This window comes from Paenibacillus sp. FSL R10-2771, from assembly GCF_038000205.1.
GTDB lineage: Bacteria > Bacillota > Bacilli > Paenibacillales > Paenibacillaceae > Paenibacillus_AQ > Paenibacillus_AQ phytohabitans.
This window is the reverse complement of sequence record NZ_JBBOBM010000001.1, coordinates 5,558,677-5,579,708: the sequence shown is the minus strand read 5'-3', so window position 1 is coordinate 5,579,708 and position 21,032 is coordinate 5,558,677. Positions and strand designations below refer to the sequence as shown.

General features: G+C 46.8%; 11 protein-coding genes and 3 pseudogenes. 9 read left to right on the top strand and 5 right to left on the bottom strand.

Annotated elements, in window-relative coordinates; genetic code table 11:
- The first annotated feature begins 117 nt into the window (after positions 1-117).
- From NSU14_RS23670 to NSU14_RS23635, 8 genes and pseudogenes are all read left to right on the top strand, one after another.
- Positions 118-1,398: a glycoside hydrolase family 27 protein gene (locus NSU14_RS23670; protein ID WP_042134567.1), complete on the top strand. Its 1,281-nt coding sequence runs from the start codon at positions 118-120 to the stop codon at positions 1,396-1,398.
- 137 nt (positions 1,399-1,535) lie between these two features.
- Entirely contained in the window at positions 1,536-2,345 is an 810-nt protein-coding gene (locus NSU14_RS23665; RefSeq protein ID WP_340947471.1) for a protein phosphatase 2C domain-containing protein, read from the top strand.
- A gap of 56 nt (positions 2,346-2,401) precedes the next feature.
- Positions 2,402-5,635: a DEAD/DEAH box helicase gene (locus tag NSU14_RS23660; RefSeq protein WP_340947470.1), complete on the top strand. Its 3,234-nt coding sequence runs from the start codon at positions 2,402-2,404 to the stop codon at positions 5,633-5,635.
- A 130-nt stretch (positions 5,636-5,765) separates the two neighbouring features.
- On the top strand, positions 5,766-6,467 hold the full coding sequence (sigK, locus tag NSU14_RS23655; protein WP_038587424.1) for an RNA polymerase sporulation sigma factor SigK: 702 nt from the start codon (positions 5,766-5,768) through the stop codon (positions 6,465-6,467).
- Between the two features lie 921 nt (positions 6,468-7,388).
- Positions 7,389-7,559 (top strand): annotated as a pseudogene (locus tag NSU14_RS23650) (IS3 family transposase); the annotation flags it as partial.
- Positions 7,553-7,747, top strand: a pseudogene (locus NSU14_RS23645) (IS200/IS605 family transposase); the annotation flags it as partial. The pseudogenes NSU14_RS23650 and NSU14_RS23645, both read left to right, overlap by 7 nt.
- A 306-nt stretch (positions 7,748-8,053) precedes the next feature.
- Positions 8,054-10,750: a right-handed parallel beta-helix repeat-containing protein gene (locus NSU14_RS23640; protein WP_340947469.1), complete on the top strand. Its 2,697-nt coding sequence runs from the start codon at positions 8,054-8,056 to the stop codon at positions 10,748-10,750.
- Positions 10,751-11,246: 496 nt separating this feature from the next.
- Positions 11,247-11,636: pseudogene (locus NSU14_RS23635) on the top strand (sigma-70 family RNA polymerase sigma factor); the annotation flags it as partial.
- 87 nt (positions 11,637-11,723) lie between these two features.
- Here the strand turns inward: NSU14_RS23635 and NSU14_RS23630 are convergent.
- A complete protein-coding gene (locus NSU14_RS23630; RefSeq protein ID WP_340947468.1) occupies positions 11,724-12,572 on the bottom strand; it encodes a helix-turn-helix domain-containing protein in 849 nt (282 codons plus the stop codon).
- A 139-nt stretch (positions 12,573-12,711) separates the two neighbouring features.
- Between NSU14_RS23630 and NSU14_RS23625 the strand changes: the two genes are divergently transcribed.
- Positions 12,712-15,795 carry a glycoside hydrolase family 2 gene (locus NSU14_RS23625; RefSeq protein ID WP_076242458.1) on the top strand — a complete coding sequence of 1,028 codons (3,084 nt, stop codon included), beginning with the start codon at positions 12,712-12,714 and terminating at the stop codon, positions 15,793-15,795.
- 236 nt (positions 15,796-16,031) lie between these two features.
- Here NSU14_RS23625 and NSU14_RS23620 read toward each other — a convergent pair whose 3' ends face one another.
- The 4 genes from NSU14_RS23620 to NSU14_RS23605 form a co-directional block, all read right to left on the bottom strand.
- Positions 16,032-16,982: an NAD(P)H-dependent flavin oxidoreductase gene (locus NSU14_RS23620; RefSeq protein WP_042134586.1), complete on the bottom strand. Its 951-nt coding sequence runs from the start codon at positions 16,980-16,982 to the stop codon at positions 16,032-16,034.
- A 427-nt stretch (positions 16,983-17,409) separates the two neighbouring features.
- Positions 17,410-18,420 carry a glycoside hydrolase family 130 protein gene (locus tag NSU14_RS23615; RefSeq protein ID WP_076242459.1) on the bottom strand — a complete coding sequence of 337 codons (1,011 nt, stop codon included), beginning with the start codon at positions 18,418-18,420 and terminating at the stop codon, positions 17,410-17,412.
- Positions 18,421-18,454: 34 nt separating this feature from the next.
- Positions 18,455-19,408, bottom strand: a complete 954-nt coding sequence (locus NSU14_RS23610) for an MTP-1 family protein (RefSeq protein WP_256703734.1) — start codon at positions 19,406-19,408, stop codon at positions 18,455-18,457.
- Positions 19,409-19,438: 30 nt separating this feature from the next.
- Complete coding sequence (locus NSU14_RS23605) at positions 19,439-20,998, bottom strand: extracellular solute-binding protein (RefSeq protein ID WP_083705122.1); 1,560 nt, start codon at positions 20,996-20,998, stop codon at positions 19,439-19,441.
- Positions 20,999-21,032: the final 34 nt, after the last annotated feature.

The following is a 21,032-nucleotide window of genomic DNA, read 5'->3' as shown; positions in this document are numbered from 1 at the left end:
CAATTTTGTGCTATTTGTGAATCAATTTTACGGTGGAAACAGACAGGAATAGCCGATACAATGATTCTGTATCCACAATAAAATACAATTCATTCACAAATGGAGGTCACATAACTTATGAATCATTGGGAATTCGCCCCTACACCGCCAATGGGCTGGAACAGCTGGGATTGCTATGGTGCTTCGGTGACGGAGGCAGAGGTACGGGGGAATGCTGAATACATGGCCCGCAACCTGAAGGAGCATGGCTGGGAATATATAGTGGTTGATATTCAGTGGTATGAGCCCGGGGCCGTGTCGGACCAGTATCGTCCTTTTGTCCGGCTGGAGACAGACGCATATTCCCGGCTGATTCCTGCGGTGAACCGTTTCCCCTCGGCAGAAGGCGGTCTTGGGTTTAAACCGCTTGCTGATTATGTACATAGTCTTGGCCTGAAGTTCGGAATTCATATTATGCGCGGTATTCCCCGTCAGGCGGTTCACGACAATACACCCATCAAGGGAACGGCGGTGACTGCACGCGATATCGCACATACCTGTTCCTTCTGCGGCTGGAATACGGATATGTATGGTGTAGATGCTTCCAAGGAAGGTGCCCAGGAATATTACAATTCTTTGTTCGAGCTGTACGCGTCATGGGATGTCGATTACATCAAGGTGGATGATATCGCAGATTCCTGGTTGCATGGCGGCCCCCATCTGGCCGAGATCGAGCTGATCCGCAAAGCCATTGACCATACCGGCCGCAGCATTGTGCTGAGCCTGTCGCCGGGACCTGCACCTGTGAAGCATGCTGACTTCTTGGAGAACCATGCGAATGTATGGAGAATGACGGATGATTTCTGGGACCGCTGGCCGCTCCTCCTGGATATGTTCGACCGCTGTTCCACTTGGGAAGGCCGGCCTAAACCCGGCTGCTGGCCGGATTGCGATATGCTGCCGCTTGGGCGTATCGGAATACGCGGTGTGCAGCATGACCGCTGGACGAACTTTACGAAGGACGAGCAAGTAACGATGATGACCTTATGGACCCTCTTCCGTTCCCCGCTCATGTTCGGCGGTGAGATGCGCGATAACGATGAATGGACGCTGTCTCTTCTGACGAACCAGGATGTGCTGAACATGCACCGTCACAGTTATGGCGCCCGGCAGATCAGCCGTCGCGGGGATCAGGTTGTGTGGCTAGCCGAAGGTCCTGAAGGCGAGCGGTTTGTAGCTTTGTTCAACACAGGCGAGCTACTGGCGGAAGTGTCTGTAGCTATTGCCGATCTGGGAGTGGGCAGCGGGGTTAAGGCCAAGGAGCTGTGGACCGGGAAGCAAACCGGCCTGCTTGCAGATACACTGAGTGCAGCCATTCCGCCCCATGGAGCAGCGTTGTTCCGTGTTGCCGCAGAGTAAGCGTATATAGCAAAAGGTTTCACATTACGAAGAGACGCAGCAGGATGCTGGTCTCTTTTTTTGCGTGACCGGGTTAGATAGAGAAAGTGTATAATCATATAAACATAGAATCTGCTAGGAAGGGCGGGAAGGTCACGATGGAACAAGAGATATTTAATTTCAGCTGGGTCGGCAGTAATGAGATGCATCTTGATAATCCGGTAACAGTTACATATAAGAGTACGGTCATCGGCCGTTACGGCGGGAACACGGCAGCAGGCGCTGATAAGAATGAGGATGGTGCTTACGTATTAAATGAACCAGGCGGCGGCTGGGAATTTGTCATGCTCCTGGATGCCCATAACACTGCAGAAAGCGCGGAACTACTGATCCGCACAATCGACAGTGGAGCTGGTGAAATCATAAGGCTGCTCTCGCTGCCGGTTCATCAGGCGTTTCATGCGCTGGAGGAATTTCTATTGTCTATTTTTAAGTCGGAGGATTTCATAAGGAAGTGCAGGCAGGTTACAGGGGAGACCGCGTGTCTGATTAGCGTGCGTATGGAGAATTACATCTGGTGGTTCTCTGTAGGAGATAATTCGCTATTCCTGCTTCATCCGGATCTGGCCGCCCGCGGGCAATATGCTTTGAACCAGCGCAATTACTATGAATGGATCGGATTCGTGAATACCTTCGACCAGCCGGTTGCCTGCTACTCTTCAGGAATCCGTGAGCTGCGGCAGGGCCACAACGTAATCGTGATGACTACGGACGGTCTGTTGGAGTTGGGAGCAAGAGTACTTGAGGACCCGCGCAGGCTTTATGTTGCTTTTGCAGGGGAAGAGGAGCTGGAGAAGTGTGTACAAGATGTATTGGCAGATGTGCATCAGCAGTTAGGCCGGGACAGCGCCACAGTTGTTGCCTGGATTTATGATAATGGCAGGAAGGGTGCGATGCCTAGTGATTAGCTATAAATGATGAAGGTGAATTTTATACTGAGAAGGTGATTATTATGAAGATTACTATGAGAGCAATTAGAGACTTCTGCGGGACTGACTTTTATAACCGGGGGAAGTCTTATTATGAACAGGGGTGTGTCCGCAGCCTTACCTTTTACCCGGACGATAGCAGCTATGAAGCACAGGTGAAGGGAAGGAAAGTATACGAGGTGAATATTGATATTCATGATCGTACCGACACCTTCAAAGCAGACTGTTCTTGTCCTGCCTATGAGAACTATAGCTGCTGTAAACATGTAGCGGCAACACTTATTGCTATACACATGCAGCAGATTAAGGAGCCTGCCGATGCACAAGCTGCTCCATCCAGACGCGTAAACAAGTCCAAATACAACCAGACGGAGCAGCTTATTTCTTCTTTTCAGAAATCGGTTCTTAACCGTGAGAGTGAGCCTGTGCTATTCGGTCTTGCAGGGGCGCTGCAGTTTGAGTTCACGCTTAACGTTAATGGTTACAGCAGCAGTCCGCGATTCTCCGTTGAAATGCGTGTGGGAATCAAACGCCTGTATGTAGTGTCCAAAATAAACGAGTTTCTAGAGCATCTCGAGCAGCGTAAGCCGTTATACTTCAAGAGTATATTTACCTTTGATGCTGAAAACCAGCACATTAATCCTGCGGATATGAAATTCCTTGAACTGCTGATTCTAATGAAAAACACTGAGAAAATTTATAGAAATGATCTCCCCAGCTATTATAATAACTCCTTAAAGGACGGGAAAACAATTGTCGTTACCCCGCTGGCCTGGGACAAGCTTAAACTGCTTTTTCCGGAGGTGAATGTCATTATGGGGGGACCGGGGAACCCGGGAATTCGGGCTGAGCTTGCAGAAGAGGCGCCTCCGCTTGAATTTACGATTGGACCAGGGAAGAGACAGGACTATGTTCTGTCAGCTTCAGCACTGGATCATCTGATGCTGTTTCCGGACTACTCCACTGTGATCATTAACGGGAAGATATATTCAATGAACAGTGATGTTATAAGCATGCTTTCACTATTAAAACAGCAGTTTGCGGCATCGCAGAATATTGAGATCGCTCCCGGACAAATCGAATCGGTCGTTCAGCAGGTACTGCCAACCTTAAGAAAGCTAGGGAAAGTAAGGGTGGAGCAGGCAGTAAGCGAGCGGATTGTGGAACCGGACATGCAGGCAAAGCTGTATCTGGATTATGCGGATGGCATATTGACGTTTCGGCTGGAATTCCATTATGAGGAGATTATTATCAACCCGCTGGAAGAGAAACCTGATGACGCAGTCCGCGAGCAGAAGATCCTGATCAGGAATGTTCAGCAGGAAAATAAGATCATTGCGGTTCTGGATAATTCTCCACTCAGGCGGGAGCGGCAGCACTGGGTTTCAATAAGTGAACCGGTTCTTTATGAGGCGCTATATGAGGTTATTCCAGTGCTGGAAGACTATGCAGAACTATTGGTTACCCCGGCTGTTCAGGGACTTGTGCTGGCGCGTAAATCTTATCCCAAAGTCAAAGCGAATTTAAATGAGGGCCTGGACTGGCTGGATATCTCGTTTGAGCTGGAGGGATTGGATGAACAGGAGACGGTTCGCGTCATGCAGGCTATTGTGGAGAAAAAGAAATATGTCCGGCTTAGCAGCGGGGCCTTTCTGTCCCTTGCAGATGAAAGCTTCAGCGAATTCGGTAATGTGGCCGAGCGGCTGAATCTAAAGCGGAAAGAGCTGAAGCAATCCGTGATACGCTTGCCTTCCGTTCAGGCGCTGCAGCTTCCGGAGCGGGGGCAGGGGTTCAAGCATACGAAGTGGGGCAAGTCTCTCCGGGTATTCCTGGAGCAGCTGCGGGAACCGGACAGTATGGAGTTCGAGCTGCCGGCAGCGCTTAAGCCTGTGCTCCGTGACTATCAGGCCAGAGGCTTCCAGTGGATGAAGACGTTGTCGAAGTTCAGATTCGGCGGGATTCTGGCGGATGATATGGGACTGGGTAAAACCATTCAGAGTATCGCTTATATCTGCTCCGAGCTGGCTGAGCTGGAGACTGAGGTGCAGGTGAAAGCACCGGTGCTGATTCTCTGTCCGGCCTCCTTGACCTATAACTGGGGGAATGAATTTGCCAAGTTTGCTCCAGAGGTTAAAGTGCTGGTAGCGGCAGGGCAGAAGGAGGAGCGCAGCGGACTGCTGGAGAGTACAGCCATGGAGGAAGCGGATGTGATTATTACTTCGTACCCGCTGCTCCGGAGAGATATTGACCTGTATTCCGGCACCAACTTTCATGCGTTAATTCTGGATGAAGCCCAGGCGATCAAAAATTCAGCGTCCCAAACGGCGCAGGCCGTTAAATCTATTATGGCTGGCCGGAAATTCGCCCTGACTGGAACACCGATTGAGAATTCGGTGGATGAGCTGGAGGCTATCTTCAGTACAGTATTCCCGTCGTTGTTTGCTGGACGTTCGACCTTTAAGGAGCTGCCTGCCGGACGCATCGCCAGTATCGTATCTCCCTTTATTTTGCGGCGGCTCAAAAAAGATGTGCTGGAGGAGCTGCCGGACCGCATCGATACCGTGCAGCGCACAGAACTGCTGGATGAGCAGAAGCAAGTGTATCTCGCATACTTATCCAGGCTCCGTGACGATACCGAACAGGATTTGCTAACTGAAGGCTACCAAAAGAGCCGGATGAAGATTCTGGCGGGGATCACCCGTCTGCGGCAGATCTGCTGCCATCCTTCATTGTTCATCGAGAATTATACGGGCGGCTCAGGCAAGCTTGCGCAATTGCTGGAAACTGTGCAGGAATGCCGCGATTCGGGCAAAAGAATGCTGGTGTTCTCGCAGTTCTCCAGCATGCTGGAGCTAATCCGGCAGAGCCTGGTGGATGCGGGGGTGGAGCCCTTTTATCTCGACGGCTCGACTCCGGCCAGGGAACGGGTAGAGCTTTGCCGGCGTTTCAATGAAGGAGAAGGAGAAGTGTTCCTAATCTCGCTCAAAGCAGGCGGAACGGGCCTTAATTTGACCGGCGCGGACACCGTTATTTTATATGACCTGTGGTGGAATCCGGCAGTAGAAGAGCAGGCCATCGGAAGAGCGCACCGGATGGGGCAACGGAATGTGGTGCAGGTGATCAGGCTTATCACAGAAGGCTCCATCGAGGAGAAGATTCTAGAGCTGCAGCAGCGCAAAAAGGATCTCATCGAAGAAGTCATCGAAGCTGGAGAGAACAAGACCACCCGGCTGTCGGAAGAGGATATCCGTGAGCTGCTCAGAATGTAAGGAAGCCCGTACCTATTTTACCCGTACATGCACTTCTAGGCATCTACCCACATACAATAAAAGGACCATGAACCCGTAGTTCTCGCTTGCAGATCGGTTTCATTGTACATGTGCGGGAGGTGTCGCCAAGTTGCCTGGAATCATAAGCACGATTGCGCTGCTGATCAAAGAACTGACGCTGCTGGTATCTTACGTAAGGAACAATGCTTTTCCCCAGCCTCTATCGGAGCAGGATGAGAGCAAATACTTAGGGATGATGGCCGAGGGGGACGCCAAAGCACGAAATTTGCTAATTGAGCATAATCTGCGGCTCGTTGCCCATATAGTCAAAAAATTCGACAACACCGGCGAAGACATGGAGGATCTTATCTCCATCGGTACGATTGGATTGATTAAAGCAATTGAAAGCTACCGCCCTAATAAGGGGACAAAGCTGGCTACCTTTGCTGCCCGCTGTATTGAAAACGAAATCCTGATGCACTTGCGTTCGTTGAAAAAGACACGTAAGGACGTGTCCCTGCACGATCCGATTGGGACAGACAAGGAAGGCAACGAGATTACGCTGATCGATATCCTCGGTTCCGAGGCGGATGATGTGATTAAGGAAGTAGATCTCAAGATTGAGAAGAGCAAGATATACCGTAACCTCGACATTTTGGACGAGAGGGAGAAAGAGGTAGTCGTCGGTCGCTTCGGCCTGGATACCGGAGGAGAAGAACGGACGCAACGGGAAATCGCTAAGGACCTAGGGATCAGCCGTAGTTATGTGTCGCGGATTGAGAAGAGGGCGCTGATGAAGCTGTATCATGAGTTTTATAAGGCGAAGCGGTGAATATTGAAAGCGACTTATCTTCGGATGAGTCGCTTTTATTCTAAATACGCAGGTTATGATTTTGATTAAATCATGAAAAATACAATACGAAGGAGAGTTTTACTACAATGAGCTACAAAGAAATATATGATCTCCATGTTCAATTTTTACATACGTATGAAAAACACGAAAAGCATCAAGGTCCATATCAGAGAGAAATAAATCATTTCATAAAGACAGTTTTTCCTGACGGAGGATGTGCTTCAAAAAAATTTTGTGTTAAATCAACTTGTAAAGATACATGAGAAGGGAAGGGCGGAGATAGTGAAATGGTTCAGAGAATTACTTCAAATGAGAATAAATATTAGAGAAGTACAAGTGGGCTTTCTTGAACTAAGGAATAATTCTTTTTTAACCTGTGCCTTTGTCGGAATGCATTGCCAGGATACTAACGGAAAAAGTCAGCCTGTTGATTCAGATTAATTTGCTACAAGGAACTTTAATTACCTATAATGCCATAAGTCATGCCGCTCACCTCGAGAGAGTTGGCTTTACGTATACCTTTTTTCCCAACTATGATCTCTGAAGGGGCACTAGCCAACAAGAAACGCTTTCGGTATTGCGTTAATGATAGTTTAGCGATACGTATGTATTATAGTATTCATAATGTGCTAATTAGGGAATTAAGACTGTTTTTATCAAGGATAAAAAAAGTCTTAAAATGGGAGACGCTATAAAAAAACCGACTAATCCCAATAAACCATTATGCGGCGAAAGGAATTAAATATATGACAATAATTAAAAACCTTATTCCTGGGGGACTGACCCCATAACGTGAGACAATATCAGAACACCTTTCAAGAAAACGGAACCCTGTCGTAAGATAGGGAGATAATCTTGGAGGTGTTTTTGCGTTGGCAACTAGAGTGAGTGGCTTACAGTATAGCGGACAAGCAAGACACATCTTTAGGTTTGGATACGCTGAATCAACTTCCAAAATGGGCAAATATGCTGCTTCATTGTGACCAAGGCAGCGTATACACGTCTCAGATGTACCAGACTGCAGTCAAAGGAAAAGGCATTACCATGAGCATGTCCCGCAAGGGAACGCCCGGCTAAAGTATAAATATGGGAATCGAAAGTTTTGGGTGGAGGGGTAATATGTGAGCACCGTAGGTTTAAATGAAGTCACCGTAGCTAAGTACATTCGTGAACAAGAAGCACATGACCAGGCGATAGATAAACCGAATGTAAAAGAGTACGAAGATTCATTCTGTGACAAAAGGAACAAAAAGAAATAAGCCTGTTTAACGGTTAAGTGAAAATTACAAATTACACTGAGCCTGAACAAATTTGTGGTCAGGCTAACGTCTTTAGGCGCAGTAGCGCAACAGGGGGTTATACCCCAAGAGCAAACCACCCGTTGGTCGGGTGGTCCTGATTGTCTTGCGAGGAAAGAGTCTGCACAAACGTCCGGATAGCATCCCCAAGAGGTCCGGATAACACGGGCAAAACGATTTATAATAAAAATGCTTTCCAAAAAGATACTTTTTGTCTTCATGCAATACAGGTAACGGCTCAGATTCTTACACACTGGAGGGAATGAAATGTTGAAAAAATTAAGCATCCGTAAGTTACTGGTGTATGTGCTTGTCCTGGCCCTCGTGGCACTGCAGTTACCGGGCGCCCCGAGGGTCTCGGCAGCAGCACAGACCTATGAAGCGGAATCCGCAACACTATCAGGAGGGACAGCGGCAGCTTCCGATCATACCGGTTACACCGGGACGGGATTTGTCGGCGGCTATACGGACAACAATAAAAGTAATGCTTCCGTGAAGTTTACTGTAAGCGTTTCCTCAGCGGGCAATTACACAGCAGCTCTAAGATATGCCAACGGTACCGGTTTCGCGCAGACCTTGAGTCTGTATATTAACGGCACTAGGCTGAAGCAAATTACGCTGCCGGCAACTGCGGACTGGAATACTTGGGGAGCGGCTGCCGAAACGGTTTCCCTGAATTCAGGCAGCAATACCCTTATGGTCAAATTTGATTCAACAGACAGCGGCAACGTAAATCTGGATAATCTCATGGTGGACATCTCCCTGGGCACCAATCTGGCCCTGAACAAAACTATAACTGCGAACAACACGTATTCCGGTTATCCTGCCGGAAATGCAGTGGACGGAAATGCAGCTACTTACTATGAAGGCGCGGCTAACAGCTATCCGAATACATTAACTGTAGACCTCGGAAGTGTGCAGAGTGTGAATACAGTCGTGCTTAAGTTCCCCTCCACCTGGGGGACAAGAACCCAAACGCTGTCCATACTGGGCAGCACCAACAACACATCTTACAGCACGCTGGCTGCTTCACAGACCTACTCTTTCAATCCGGTCTCGAACAATACGGTATCTATCTCCTTTACAGCGGCTTCTACGAGATATGTCCGGCTGAATTTCACAGCCAATACCGGCTCAACTGCGGGCCAGGTGGCGGAATTCGAAGTGTACGGCTCTGGCGCAGTTACACCGACAGCCACACCAACAGCAACCGCTACACCAACTCCAACTCCAACTTCTACACCTACACCGACGTCAACAGCTACACCAACCCCGTCCGCTGGAACCTATGGGGCGACTATGCCTTATGACACCTACGAAGCGGAGAATGCCTCGTACACCGGAGCGCTCATCGGCCCGCCCACTACAGCCGGCGAGCTTGCTTCCGAAGCATCTGGCCGAAAAGCGGTGAAGCTGACCTCCGCAGGCCTGTATATGCAAATTACCCTTGCCAAAGCTGTACAGGGTGTCACGATCCGTTATGCAATCCCGGATAATGCAGCCGGAACGGGCATTGATTCCGCGATCAGTATGTATATTGGCGGAACGCTGTTCAAGGATATCAGCCTGACCTCCAAATACAGCTGGAACTACGGGGAATGGGGGACTGAAGGCGGCGAGATCCGCTGGTCCAACAATCCCAATGCGGCTTCAACTACACCTGCACATATGTTTGATGAAGTATCCGTTGTACTGGATAAATCGTATCCAGCCGGAACGGTTATTAAGCTGCAGCGAAATGCCTCTAACCTGAACTTCAGCACTACCGCCTACGTAACCGTCGATCTGCTCGAAACGGAAGCGGTCCCGGCAGCACTTACGATGCCGTCAAATTACGTCCCGGTCACCTCGTATGGTGCAATAGCTAACGATGACATCGATGATACTACTGCTATCAATAACGCGATTACTGCCGTTAAAAACTCCGGCGGTACCTACAAGGGCGTGTGGATTCCCGCAGGAACCTTTACCTTGAACAACGGCACCAGAGGCGCCGGCTATAACGAAAGCGGCACAAGACTCTACCTCGATAGCGGCGTGTCCGTCAAAGGGTCTGGGGTCTGGTATTCCACCCTGTCAGGCATTTATGCGGGCTTCTACTTGAGAGGCGGCAATGTTACCCTGTCCGACTTTAAAATTAGCAGCAATGACCTTATCCGTGACGACTACAACGGTGTGACCGGAGTTGAGGGAAACGGTACGAATTCCACCATGAACAATCTGTGGATTGAACACGGAAAAGTAGGCTTCTGGTTCAATCAGACAGATGGCGTTACCATTTCCAATTCCAGGGTCAGAAACGTCTGGGCTGACGGCATCAACCTGCATAGAGGGACTTCGAATTCTACCGTTACGAATAACTCGATCCGTAACAGCGGCGATGATGGCATGGCCATGTGGTCGGATACCTACCTGGATACCAACAATACGTTCAGCTATAATACCGTACAAATTCCTACACTGGCGAACAACATCGCTATTTACGGCGGCAAGGACAACAAGGTTATCGGCAATTTGCTCACAGATACCGTGCGGACAGGCGGAGGAATCTCCTTCGGCACTAACTTCAGCCCGCCGTCCATGACCGGAACGTTAACGGTTCAGAATAACAAGCTGCTGCGCACAGGCTCCGCCCACCGTGACTATGGCTATCAGATCGGCGCGATCTGGGCCTACTGGCTGAACAACAGCGGTAAGGCGCAGAATCTCGCGGTCACCGTGTCCGGCAATACGATTCAGGACAGCACGTATTCCGGGATTTTCATTGAAGAACCGGCCCCGAATATTTCAGTGACCTATGCATCCAATACGATCCTGAATGCCGGAACTTACGGCGTATATATCCAGAGCTCCGCAGCCGGAAGCTCGGTGTTTAACAGCAACACGGTTACAGGCGCACCTTCAGGCAAATTCCTGAATACTTCGAGCAGTTTTACCGTTTCGGGTACGGGGAACAACTGGTAGACTTCGGAAGTAGACAGTACAAATAATAAAAGTTTTTTAAGCGGCCTTGGTCCTGAATTCAATGAGACTGAGGCCGTTTAGCTTTGCCCGCAACCGTTCGTATGCAATTAGGGGCGGACCATTATTATTCAAAAAATATATCTGAATCCTATGTATTGAACAAATAAGGACGTTGACATTATTTCGTTTAGAACTTGTGATTATGAAATGAGTATTGATGAGAATGGAATAATTTTGACCTGGAATATTTGGATGTGAGAACGCTGCATCTTTTATATGAGCATAAAAGGATAATGAATATAAGACTTAGCTATTTGAGTTTAAACGTAGTGAACATTTCTCCTGAAATATTGACCCGATATAGCAAATTAGAAAAAGAATCGTTGATTCTAAGAAATCTGAGTATTAAGTGTGGATTTACAAAAAGTTATAAGACATTTGATACAATCACATATCGATTTAAACAGATGATTGATGAAGAAGAAGAGATATTAACTTTGCTGCCCGCTGTATTGAAAACGAAATCCTGATGCACCTTCGTTCGCTGAAAAAAAACCGTAAAGATGTGTCCCTGCACGACCCGATTGGGACAGACAAGGAAGGCAACGAGATCACGCTGATCGATATCCTCGGCTCCGAGGCGGATGATGTGATTAAGGAAGTTGACCTTAAAATCGAGAAAAGCAAGATCTATCGGAACCTGGATATATTGGATGAACGCGAGAAGGAAGTCGTAGTTGGCCGCTTCGGGCTGGATACTGGCGGAGAAGAGCGGACGCAGCGGGAGATTGCGAAGGACCTGGGGATCTCGCGGAGTTATGTGCAGCGGATAGAGAAGAGAGCACTCAAGAAGCTGTATCATGAGTTTTATAAGGCGAAAAGGTAAACTCATAATCACAAGGTAATATCCGTTAACAATAGAGCATTTATAAAGCAACTTGTCTGCGGATGAGTTGCTTTTTGTTTTTCTAACTTAATTTTGAACAGGTTTTGTTTTACGGATATATCGTCCTGGAGAAACCCCTTCTGACTTCGTAAATTGTTTGGTGAATGAATATATATCCCCGTAACCAAGACTAACGGCTACGTGTTTGATGGGAAGTCCGGATAGCAGCATCATTTTTGCCTGTCTCATTAAATGTTCAGTGTGATATCGCTTAGGGGAAATCCCCGTAGTCTCTTTGAAAAATTTCCGGAAGTTCTCGTAGCCCATATTCACGGCAGCAGCCACTTCCTGAATATCAAAGTGAATATCATTGGAGACACTAATCAGCTCGCAGGCTTTTGTTATTTTACTATCATTTTCATTGCTATGAGCATTATGAATGCTACTGTGTAATCTGATAATCAAATCCTGAGACTTCATTAGCAGGGAGGGAAGACTTTCATCTGTTGCACTTTTCAAGGCTTTCAGCAAGGAAACAAAATCAAAGAAAAAATCATTCGTATACAGTGTCGATTGGACTTCCTTATCGGAATTAATAATTCCAAGTGTCTTTAAGTATGAATAGACAGGATACCCGACACTGATATAAAACTCGATCCAATTACCATCTGGTTCAATTGCAGTAGAGTGCAAACGTTCAGGTAAACGTTGAACAAGATCACCTGCTTGCATAGGAGTAACGGTACCGTCCGTAGAAATAAACGTTCCACTGCCTTGCAATACTACAAAACAGCTGTAATATCCTATCTTAAAATCATATTGAGAACGCTCTGCTGATCTTTTCCGCATAAAGCCGCAAGATACAATACCCTGATTAAAATCTTTGCCGATACATCGGTAGATTACATCATTTTCATTAATGTCTTCAAAATTCATGTATTCACACTCCTACCAAAATGGATAAATGTAATACCAGAATCAACATTTAATATAAGGGATTTTCCTTATATTATAGGGGTGTCTACATTGAAAGATCAACCAATTAGAACAATGGACGGGAGTGTTATTTAAGCCGATGAAGCTAAGCAGAGATTGGGAAAATCAATATGTTACTCAAAAAAACCGTTATCCCATGCATGAGCCCTACGGAGTATACGAAACCGTTGAACAGGCTTTAAGCGGAGACCGGAGAAAGTCTAAATACGTAAAAAGCCTGAATGGAATGTGGAAGTTTAAATTGTTCGGATCTCCCGATGAAGTAACGGATGAATTCTATAGTCCTGAACATGATGTGTCCCATTGGGATAATATTCCAGTTCCTTCCAATTGGGAGCTTTCGGGGTATGGAAAACCTGTATACACCAATATGTTGTATCCCTTTGTTCAAAAAGGGGAGGGCTCACGTCACGAAATTCAACTCAAGAATAATGAATACATTTTGAATCCGCCTCATGTGCCAGAGAGTAACCTTACCGGTTGTTACGTCCTTACGTTTGAAGTTGACGAACAGTTTAACGAAAGGGATATATTTATCGATTTTGGAGGTGTAGAATCATGTTTTTATCTTTGGTTAAACGGAAAAATGGTTGGTTATTCTCAGGACAGTAAGCTTAACGCTTCTTTTGATATCACGGATTACATTCAAAAGGGACAAAACCGTATAGCTGTTCAGGTTATGCGGTTTGGAGCTGGTACTTATCTGGAGGATCAGGATTACTGGCATCTCTCGGGGATCTACCGAGATGTTCTCATTTATGCAAAACCACGTATGCGCATTCATGATTATAAGATCGAAACCCTCTTTTCAGGGAATTACAACAATGCCGAATTAAAAGTGACGGTTGCACCTAATAATCAAGCGAATGGTTATGGTGAAGCCCATGTGCGGTTGTCCCTGTATGATAGCGAACAGAAATTGGTTACTGAGTTTGAAACGCCAAAGTTTGCGGATTGTGATTTCTACCTGCGAGAAAAATATGTAGCAAAGGTTACGAAAACCATTTCAAATCCTCAATTGTGGAGCGATGAGAGCCCTTATCTCTATAAATTAGTATTAGAAATGATTGATTTGTCTGGAAATGTAGTTGATATTGAGAGTGCGAATGTCGGCTTCCGTGAAGTGAATATCGATCGAAAAGGGATCCTGAGAATTAACGGGAAGCGTCTCATTATACGGGGAACCAATCTTCACGCCTTTTGTCCTGAATCAGGACGAGTCGTAACAACAGAATATATGCGCGAGCAAATCAAGGTCATGAAATCGCTGAATATCAATGCGGTAAGAACAAGTCACTATCCGCACGCAATCGAATGGTATGACCTGTGTGATGAACTGGGCATTTACCTGGTGGATGAAGCCAATATTGAAACACACGGTCTTGGCGGCCAGTTAAGCGCATCCCCCGAATGGACACATGCGTATATGGAACGGGCTACACGGATGGTTCTGAGAGATAAGAATCATCCATCCATTATTCTCTGGTCTCTGGGTAATGAATCCGGTTATGGAGCGAATCATGCTGCGATGTACGGCTGGATTAAGGAGTATGACAAAACAAGGTACGTTCAGTATGAGTCTCTGAATCCTCCGGCAAACATCTCCGATATTATGGCGCCTATGTATCCTCAGAAAGATTGGATCCTGGATGTCATGGCTGAAAGCGAAGATTTGCGTCCTTTTATTATGTGTGAATATGCGTACGCGAAAAGTAACAGTAACGGAAACTTTAAGGAATTTTGGGATCTCATTCATAAATTCCCGCGGTTTCAAGGAGGATTCATTTGGGATTTTCAGGATAAAGCGCTGGTTAAGCATGATAAAGACGGAAATAAAAAGTATGTCTATGGCGGGGCATTCCAGGAAGAAGTCACTGATCCTGCTCCTGATATGTGCCTGAATGGTATTGTTTTCCCTGATCTCACTCTCAAGCCGGCTGCGAATGAAATAAAAAATGTACAATCACCTATCCAAATGGATTACATGCCTGGGAATGATGGCTATCGAATTTATAATCATTACACGCATCGGGATTTAAGCCATTTGAATATGACTTGGGAGCTGGTTTGCGATGGCAATGTGATGGAAAGCGGTAGTTTGCCTAGATATCACACAGCACCCGGATCCGTTGATAAGCTTCAAGCGCCATACGATTCGTCTAAAGTCTCCGGGGAAGCTTTTCTTAATTTCTATGCTTATTTGGACGAGGACACCTTTTATTCTAAGAAGGGAACCTGTATTTATGCCTGCCAGATAGAGATTAAAGATTCTGTTAATAAAGTGCATACCGGAGATATTGAAAAGGATAGCTTGAAGTATGATGAAACAACAAATGAAATTCGTATATATAATGAAAATACAACGGTTCTTTTCTCGAAAGAAACGGCAGAGTTCATTTCTGTAAAATACAATCACAAGAATTATTTCACGGGAGGAACCAATAACTTCTATCGCCCTCCAACAGGAATTGATGGAGGTATTCATCTTGAATCGTCCAATTATGCAGATGAATGGAAAGCTCTCGGGCTCCATTCCAATGAGAAAGAAATCAAAAAGATTCGGGTATTTGCAGCACCGGCTGCTGTTATCATTCAAGTTCATGGTGTATATCATGGATGCATTGAAACCAAAACCAATTATACCGTCGGCGGCAAAGGTATAGAAATCACAAATACAGTTGTGAACAATGCCAAGGTCGACACCCTCCCGAGAATTGGGCTTAGCTTTAAGTTCTCTGATGCTTGGAAGAATATGAAATGGTACGGCCGCGGGCCATGGGAAAACTACGCGGATCGTAAATCTGCCGCATTCGTTGGAGTATATGAAAGCACTGTAGAACAGCAGCACGTACCCTATATCTTACCGGTAGAATGCGGTGGTAAGGAGGATGTCCGGTATTTATATTTGTCATCCCAAGAACAAGCAGTAAAAGTATCGGCAGCGGGACATTTCCATTTTGATATTCATGGGCACAGTATTGAGCAATATGACAACGCCGCCTATGAAGACGAGCTGGGAAATTCAGATTCTGTTTATCTTAATATTGATTACAAACATGCAGGTCTTGGTGGAGATACCGGCTGGACCAAAAATATTCACGATCCATATAAAATTAAGAAAGGTATCTATGTTTATACGGTAACTATAGAAATCATTTCTTAAAAATCGAAATAGAAGCATCCGCTGAAACCATTGTATAAACCAGACTAGAATGAAAGATCCACAGGCTTATCTCAAATAACCGGTATTCTAACTATGTAGGCAAAAAAAGCGCAGAAGCCGAATTCCGGTTTCTGTGCTTTTACTTAAGCTTAAGGGAGCAACGTGGAATTTCTCAAAACGACATAGCTTAGAGGAAAATGAGATAAATATAAGGACTTATAAGATAGAGGTAATATTTATGCTCTTTGATACTCATTCATTAAATTGTCGATAATCTGCTGTACGGACAAAATCTCTTTAATCTCATGAACTCTGGACCCGGCAAAAACCAATCCGTTCTTAACATCTCCTCTAAGGGAAGTAAGCAGGGATTCCATTGTACAGAAGCGATGTGAACAAACCTTTAGACAATCATAGCATTTGGCTATCTTTAATTTGGCATCATTACTGATCCGGTCCGTAAATTCATTTCGAATCGCTCTTCCTTCCAGACCCACAGTAGACTTGATTAGGACAGTATCTCCTTGCTGAGCATCTACATACCTTTGCTTGAAGGCTAAGGGAGCATCACACTCATGGCTTGCCACAAAACGGGTACCCATTTGAACACCAGATGCGCCCATCCGAAGGGCTTTTGCGATATCATCCCCTGTCAGAATTCCACCCGCAGCAATAACCGGAATCGAAACGGCCTCTAAGACTTCAGGAAGGATATCAAACATGGGTCTGTCTGTACCTAAATGTCCCCCAGCTTCGAACCCTTCCACAACGACTGCGGAGGCACCAAGTCTTTCGGAAATTCGGGCTAATTTGGCGGATGAAACAATAGTTACGACAGGAGTACCATATTCTCTACCCCAAGCATAAATATCTCTAGAAATTCCGGCTCCGGAAATAATAAAGTCAACCTTTTCTTCTAAAGCAACCTTCATTTTCTCGGCAAAGTCCTTCACTGCGAATAGTACATTCACACCGATATAGCCAATTCCTTTAGAGAGTTCTCTTGTTTTGCGAATATGCATTCTCAGCTCTTCAGCAGTGATCCCTGTACCAGAGATGGTGCCGATCCCACCCGCATTGGCTACAGCAGCGGCTAGTCCACTTAAGGATATGCCTACACCCATTCCACCTTGAATAACAGGAACTCTCGATTTAATATGTCCGAATTGGATTGTTGGAAGTTTCAATTACACACCTCTTTCGCAAGTTGAAGGAATACGATATATCGTAACACAGTTAAGTCTTTCCTGGATGTGACTGTAAACATGCTCAAACTATGTTAAATATCATGTCTTTCCACTTGTGATACAATATTTTAAATTGAAGTATTGCTTGTTAATGATGATATTCAAAGGAGATTTAGAATGAAACGCTTTCGCTGGAGCATTGCAGTTTATTTCGGCTGCTCGCAGAAATTGAACTCCAAGCAGGTAATAGCGAAACTGCTATCACTCATGCCAGGGAAGCAGTAAGCGCTTCGAGAGGCGTCCAACGTTATGTGTTACATAAGGAATACGAACGAACGTTACCGCAAGCTGTTGAAGCATAGTTTGAAAAAACGGGTATCATCCTCATTCAGGATGCTACCCGCTTCTGTTAGTTAGGATGCCAGTCTCACTGTCCCAAACAAAGCCGGATCAGATCATCGACATGGGCGGTAGCCAGACATTCTACGGTGTCGGCGGCGCCGTAATAGATTTTGACTTCGCCATCGTCCTCCAGGATCATGCCGCCGGGGAAGATGACATTATTGCGGAAGCCTCCGTCTATTTCGTAGGGGGCTTCAGGTGCAAGCAGCGGCGAGGCACTCATACCGAGAATCTTCTTCGGATTGTCCAGGTCAAGCAGCATAATACCTGCGGTATACCGTTTCTTCCAGGACGGCTCCCAGCCGTGCTTCCCTCTGGCGGGATCGATATCCACCGCATGGAAGGTGGTGAGCCAGCCTCGATCCGTCTTCACTGGCGGCGCTGCCGGACCGATCTTGTCATTGGCGAACGGTACCTGCTCCACCGACAGCAGCAGATCCGAACGTCCCCAATAGATCAGATCCGGCGACTCCGAGATCCAGGTGTCGAACCGGTCCTTGCCTCCGCGGCTGTATACGGTGAACGGCCGTTCCAGCCGCACATAGTTACCGTTGATCTTCTCCGGGAACAGTACCATATTCCGCAGGTCCGGCGTAGACAAGCTCAATATTTCAAAGGATTCGAAGTCATCCGTGACTGCGACCCCTCCCCGGATACCATGACGTGTATCTACAGCGAAGCACATGTAGCAACGGCCGTCGATTACCGTCAGACGCGGATCGTAAGCGCGCACAACCTCTTCGTCATGCAGCTTGAATACCGGCTTGGGCCCTGCCGTCCAGTGAATGCCGTCTTCACTGAAGGCGATACCCAGATCCGTTGTATTAGTCGGTTCAAGGGTCTGCTTGTCGAGTGAGCCATAGTCATTGCGGAATACCATCACATACCGGCCGCCGAACTTAACCACTCCTGCATTGAACACAAGTGCGGTGGGATAAGGGACCCGGGCCGCATCCAGCACAGGGTTGGCCGGATGACGGTGAATGAGCGGACTGGATGCCAAAGCTCCTATGATGGATGTATTTGTATTAGTCATCGTAGAATATCCTCCTTGGATTATGAACTGCGTGCTAGACAATGCTTCCATAGGGTGCGAACGGATAGTCGATCGTAATACGCCCGGCCTGGCAATCACCAACACCGCTGTACAGATCAGCCTTGCCGTCCCCCCGCATCACGATCCCCGAAGAAAAGACGCAGTCCGTCAAATATGGGAACTTGGCGGGCCCCGGCGGGTAGCAGGAACGGCTTCCAATCAAATGCAGGTCATGGGATTCCCGGGTGATGGGATCGAAGATAAAAGCCATATTCAAATATACCTTTAGAAGCTTGCCATCCTCATCCTTATGCTGATAACAAATATGGCCGATAATCCCGATCTTGCCGCTGTCCAGCAGATAAGCCTGATTGACGCCTCCCCATTCGCCTGCACCAAAAATACCATGAATGTAAGGTGCATTCTCAATGACGTCTGCAGTCAACTCTTCCAGCTTGTCAATAACGGTGAAGCCTATCATGGATTCGCTGCCGTATTGGCCTCTCATCTCGCTGCCCCGCGGGCGCGAGAAGACACCAATCCTGCCGTCCGCCAGAGCAACAAGGCGAATATCTTTCATTTTGTTAGGACCGGTAGTGAAGTAGTACAAATCGTGGAGGTCAGTCCCCCGGTAAAAATACCCGAAAAACGTGCTGTATTTGCCGCTTTGATACTGCACATGCGTTCCGCCCAGGACAAGCTCATCACCGATTTCACTGATAAACGGGTCCTCCAGCGTATAAATCATGCTATTATCTACCACGGTCCACTCATCGTGACCGGTCTCCTCGAAGAGGCGGACCCAGGAGCGGGCCCATTCTTCGCGGCGTTCTACCCGGCCGAACAAGTAACGTTTGCCATCCCGTTCAAAAGGAATCGAAATATTATAGACATCAAACCCTTCCACGTTTTTAAATGATAAGGTTGCGCTTTCATAAATGGTTTTTGACGCTTCAAATTCTTTTTTTTGCTGATGCAGGCTCAACATTTCCCCACTCCTTTATTGTATCAGCTCTTTTTATTGAAGAGAAGATTGATACTCCTGAAACTGTTTTTGGTATTCCGCAACTACCTTGTCCAGACCCGCTTTCTTCATTTTGTCCAGTGCTTCGGTGAAGGCTGTGTCGTAGTCCAGAACCCCCATATAGATCGGAGTAATGCTGGCTGAAGCCTCCGAGAGAATATTAGTATATTCGGTTCTCACATTCGTTGGATCAAAAATAAAGTTGGCCGCAATACTATTGACCGCTTTGGGATTTGGCTCAAATAAGACTTTGTTATTGTCAGGAATACTATTTTCCAGGTCAAAGCGCATAAAGTTCACATTCCCGTTCTGCGAATCGGAGCCCCTGTACCTTGGATTGTTATTGTTATTCGGATCTTTGATCGGCTTGAGGCCCTTTTCGCCATCTTTGGTGTAGTGCTCACCCTCTATGCCATATTGAACCAGATCATAATTGTCCTGACTGGCCAGCATCCAATCCATGAATTTAACGGCTGCCTCCGGATGTTTGCTGTTCGCCGGTACGGCATTTCCGTTCTTGAAGGAGAGGGGACGCAGATATTCTTTCTCCGGGTTAAACCATACCACTCCGATATCGTCTACTGTAGCTTTGGGATTGTATTTCTGGAGCCCGTTCAAGCTTCCGCCGGTTCCCAGGCGTACGAACCACTCCCCGCTGTCGAGCTGAGCATCTACCTGCTCCTGCTTCATAACTAAGATATCAGGATTCGTAATTTCCTTGGTGTACAGCTCGCGCATGAAGGCGGCATCCTTCTTGAATTCTTCCGTCTCAATCCAGGATTTGACCTCACCGTTCTGATTGACATAAAAAAACTTATCCTTAACGGTGAACGGGAAGCTGTCATAACTCCGGTGTAAGATAGAGGTATGCAGGGATATCGGGTCAAAATCGGCCCGGGTGCCGAGATAAGGCTTGTTTTTGCCCTTCCAGTTCTTCATCACAATCTCCCAGGTGCTAATCAATTCAGCCGGAGTTGTCGGCTCTTTCAGATTGTTCTCGCGGAGAATGTCGCGGCGGATATTGAATTGCCCCTCGCTAGCCATTTCAACCCAGTAGGAGGGGACGATATAATATTTTCCGCCGATGGTTGCCCCGTTGAATATATCCTCTGGAATATGCTTTTTGAGGTTTGCTCCAACCTTTTCAATTTCCTCTGAGATATCTGCCAGCGCACCCCGGGTATAGTAGTTAGAGAACGGAGTGCGGTCCTGCATGACATGAAACAAATCAAAATCTTCACCGGTGGACAGCATCAGGTTCAGCTTCTGGTCCCACGCATCCCAGGGGATGAAGATTTTCTCCACTTCAACGCCGACACCATCTGCAGCCAGCTTCTCATTGACTTTTTCGAACACCTTTTGGTAATCTTTGGGCTCGGTGCCGGGAACCACGTATTTGATCCGGACGACCTCAGAAGTATTATTATTGTCCGACTTCGGGGATGAAGCATTATTCTCCCCGTTTGCGGCAGGGCTGTCGGACGCCTTGCCGCACCCGATCAGTGTAGAAAGGGCAAGCACCACAGCACATAGAATGGCGTAATGTTTTTTCATGAATAATATAGACCTCCTCTTTTTATGCCTTATT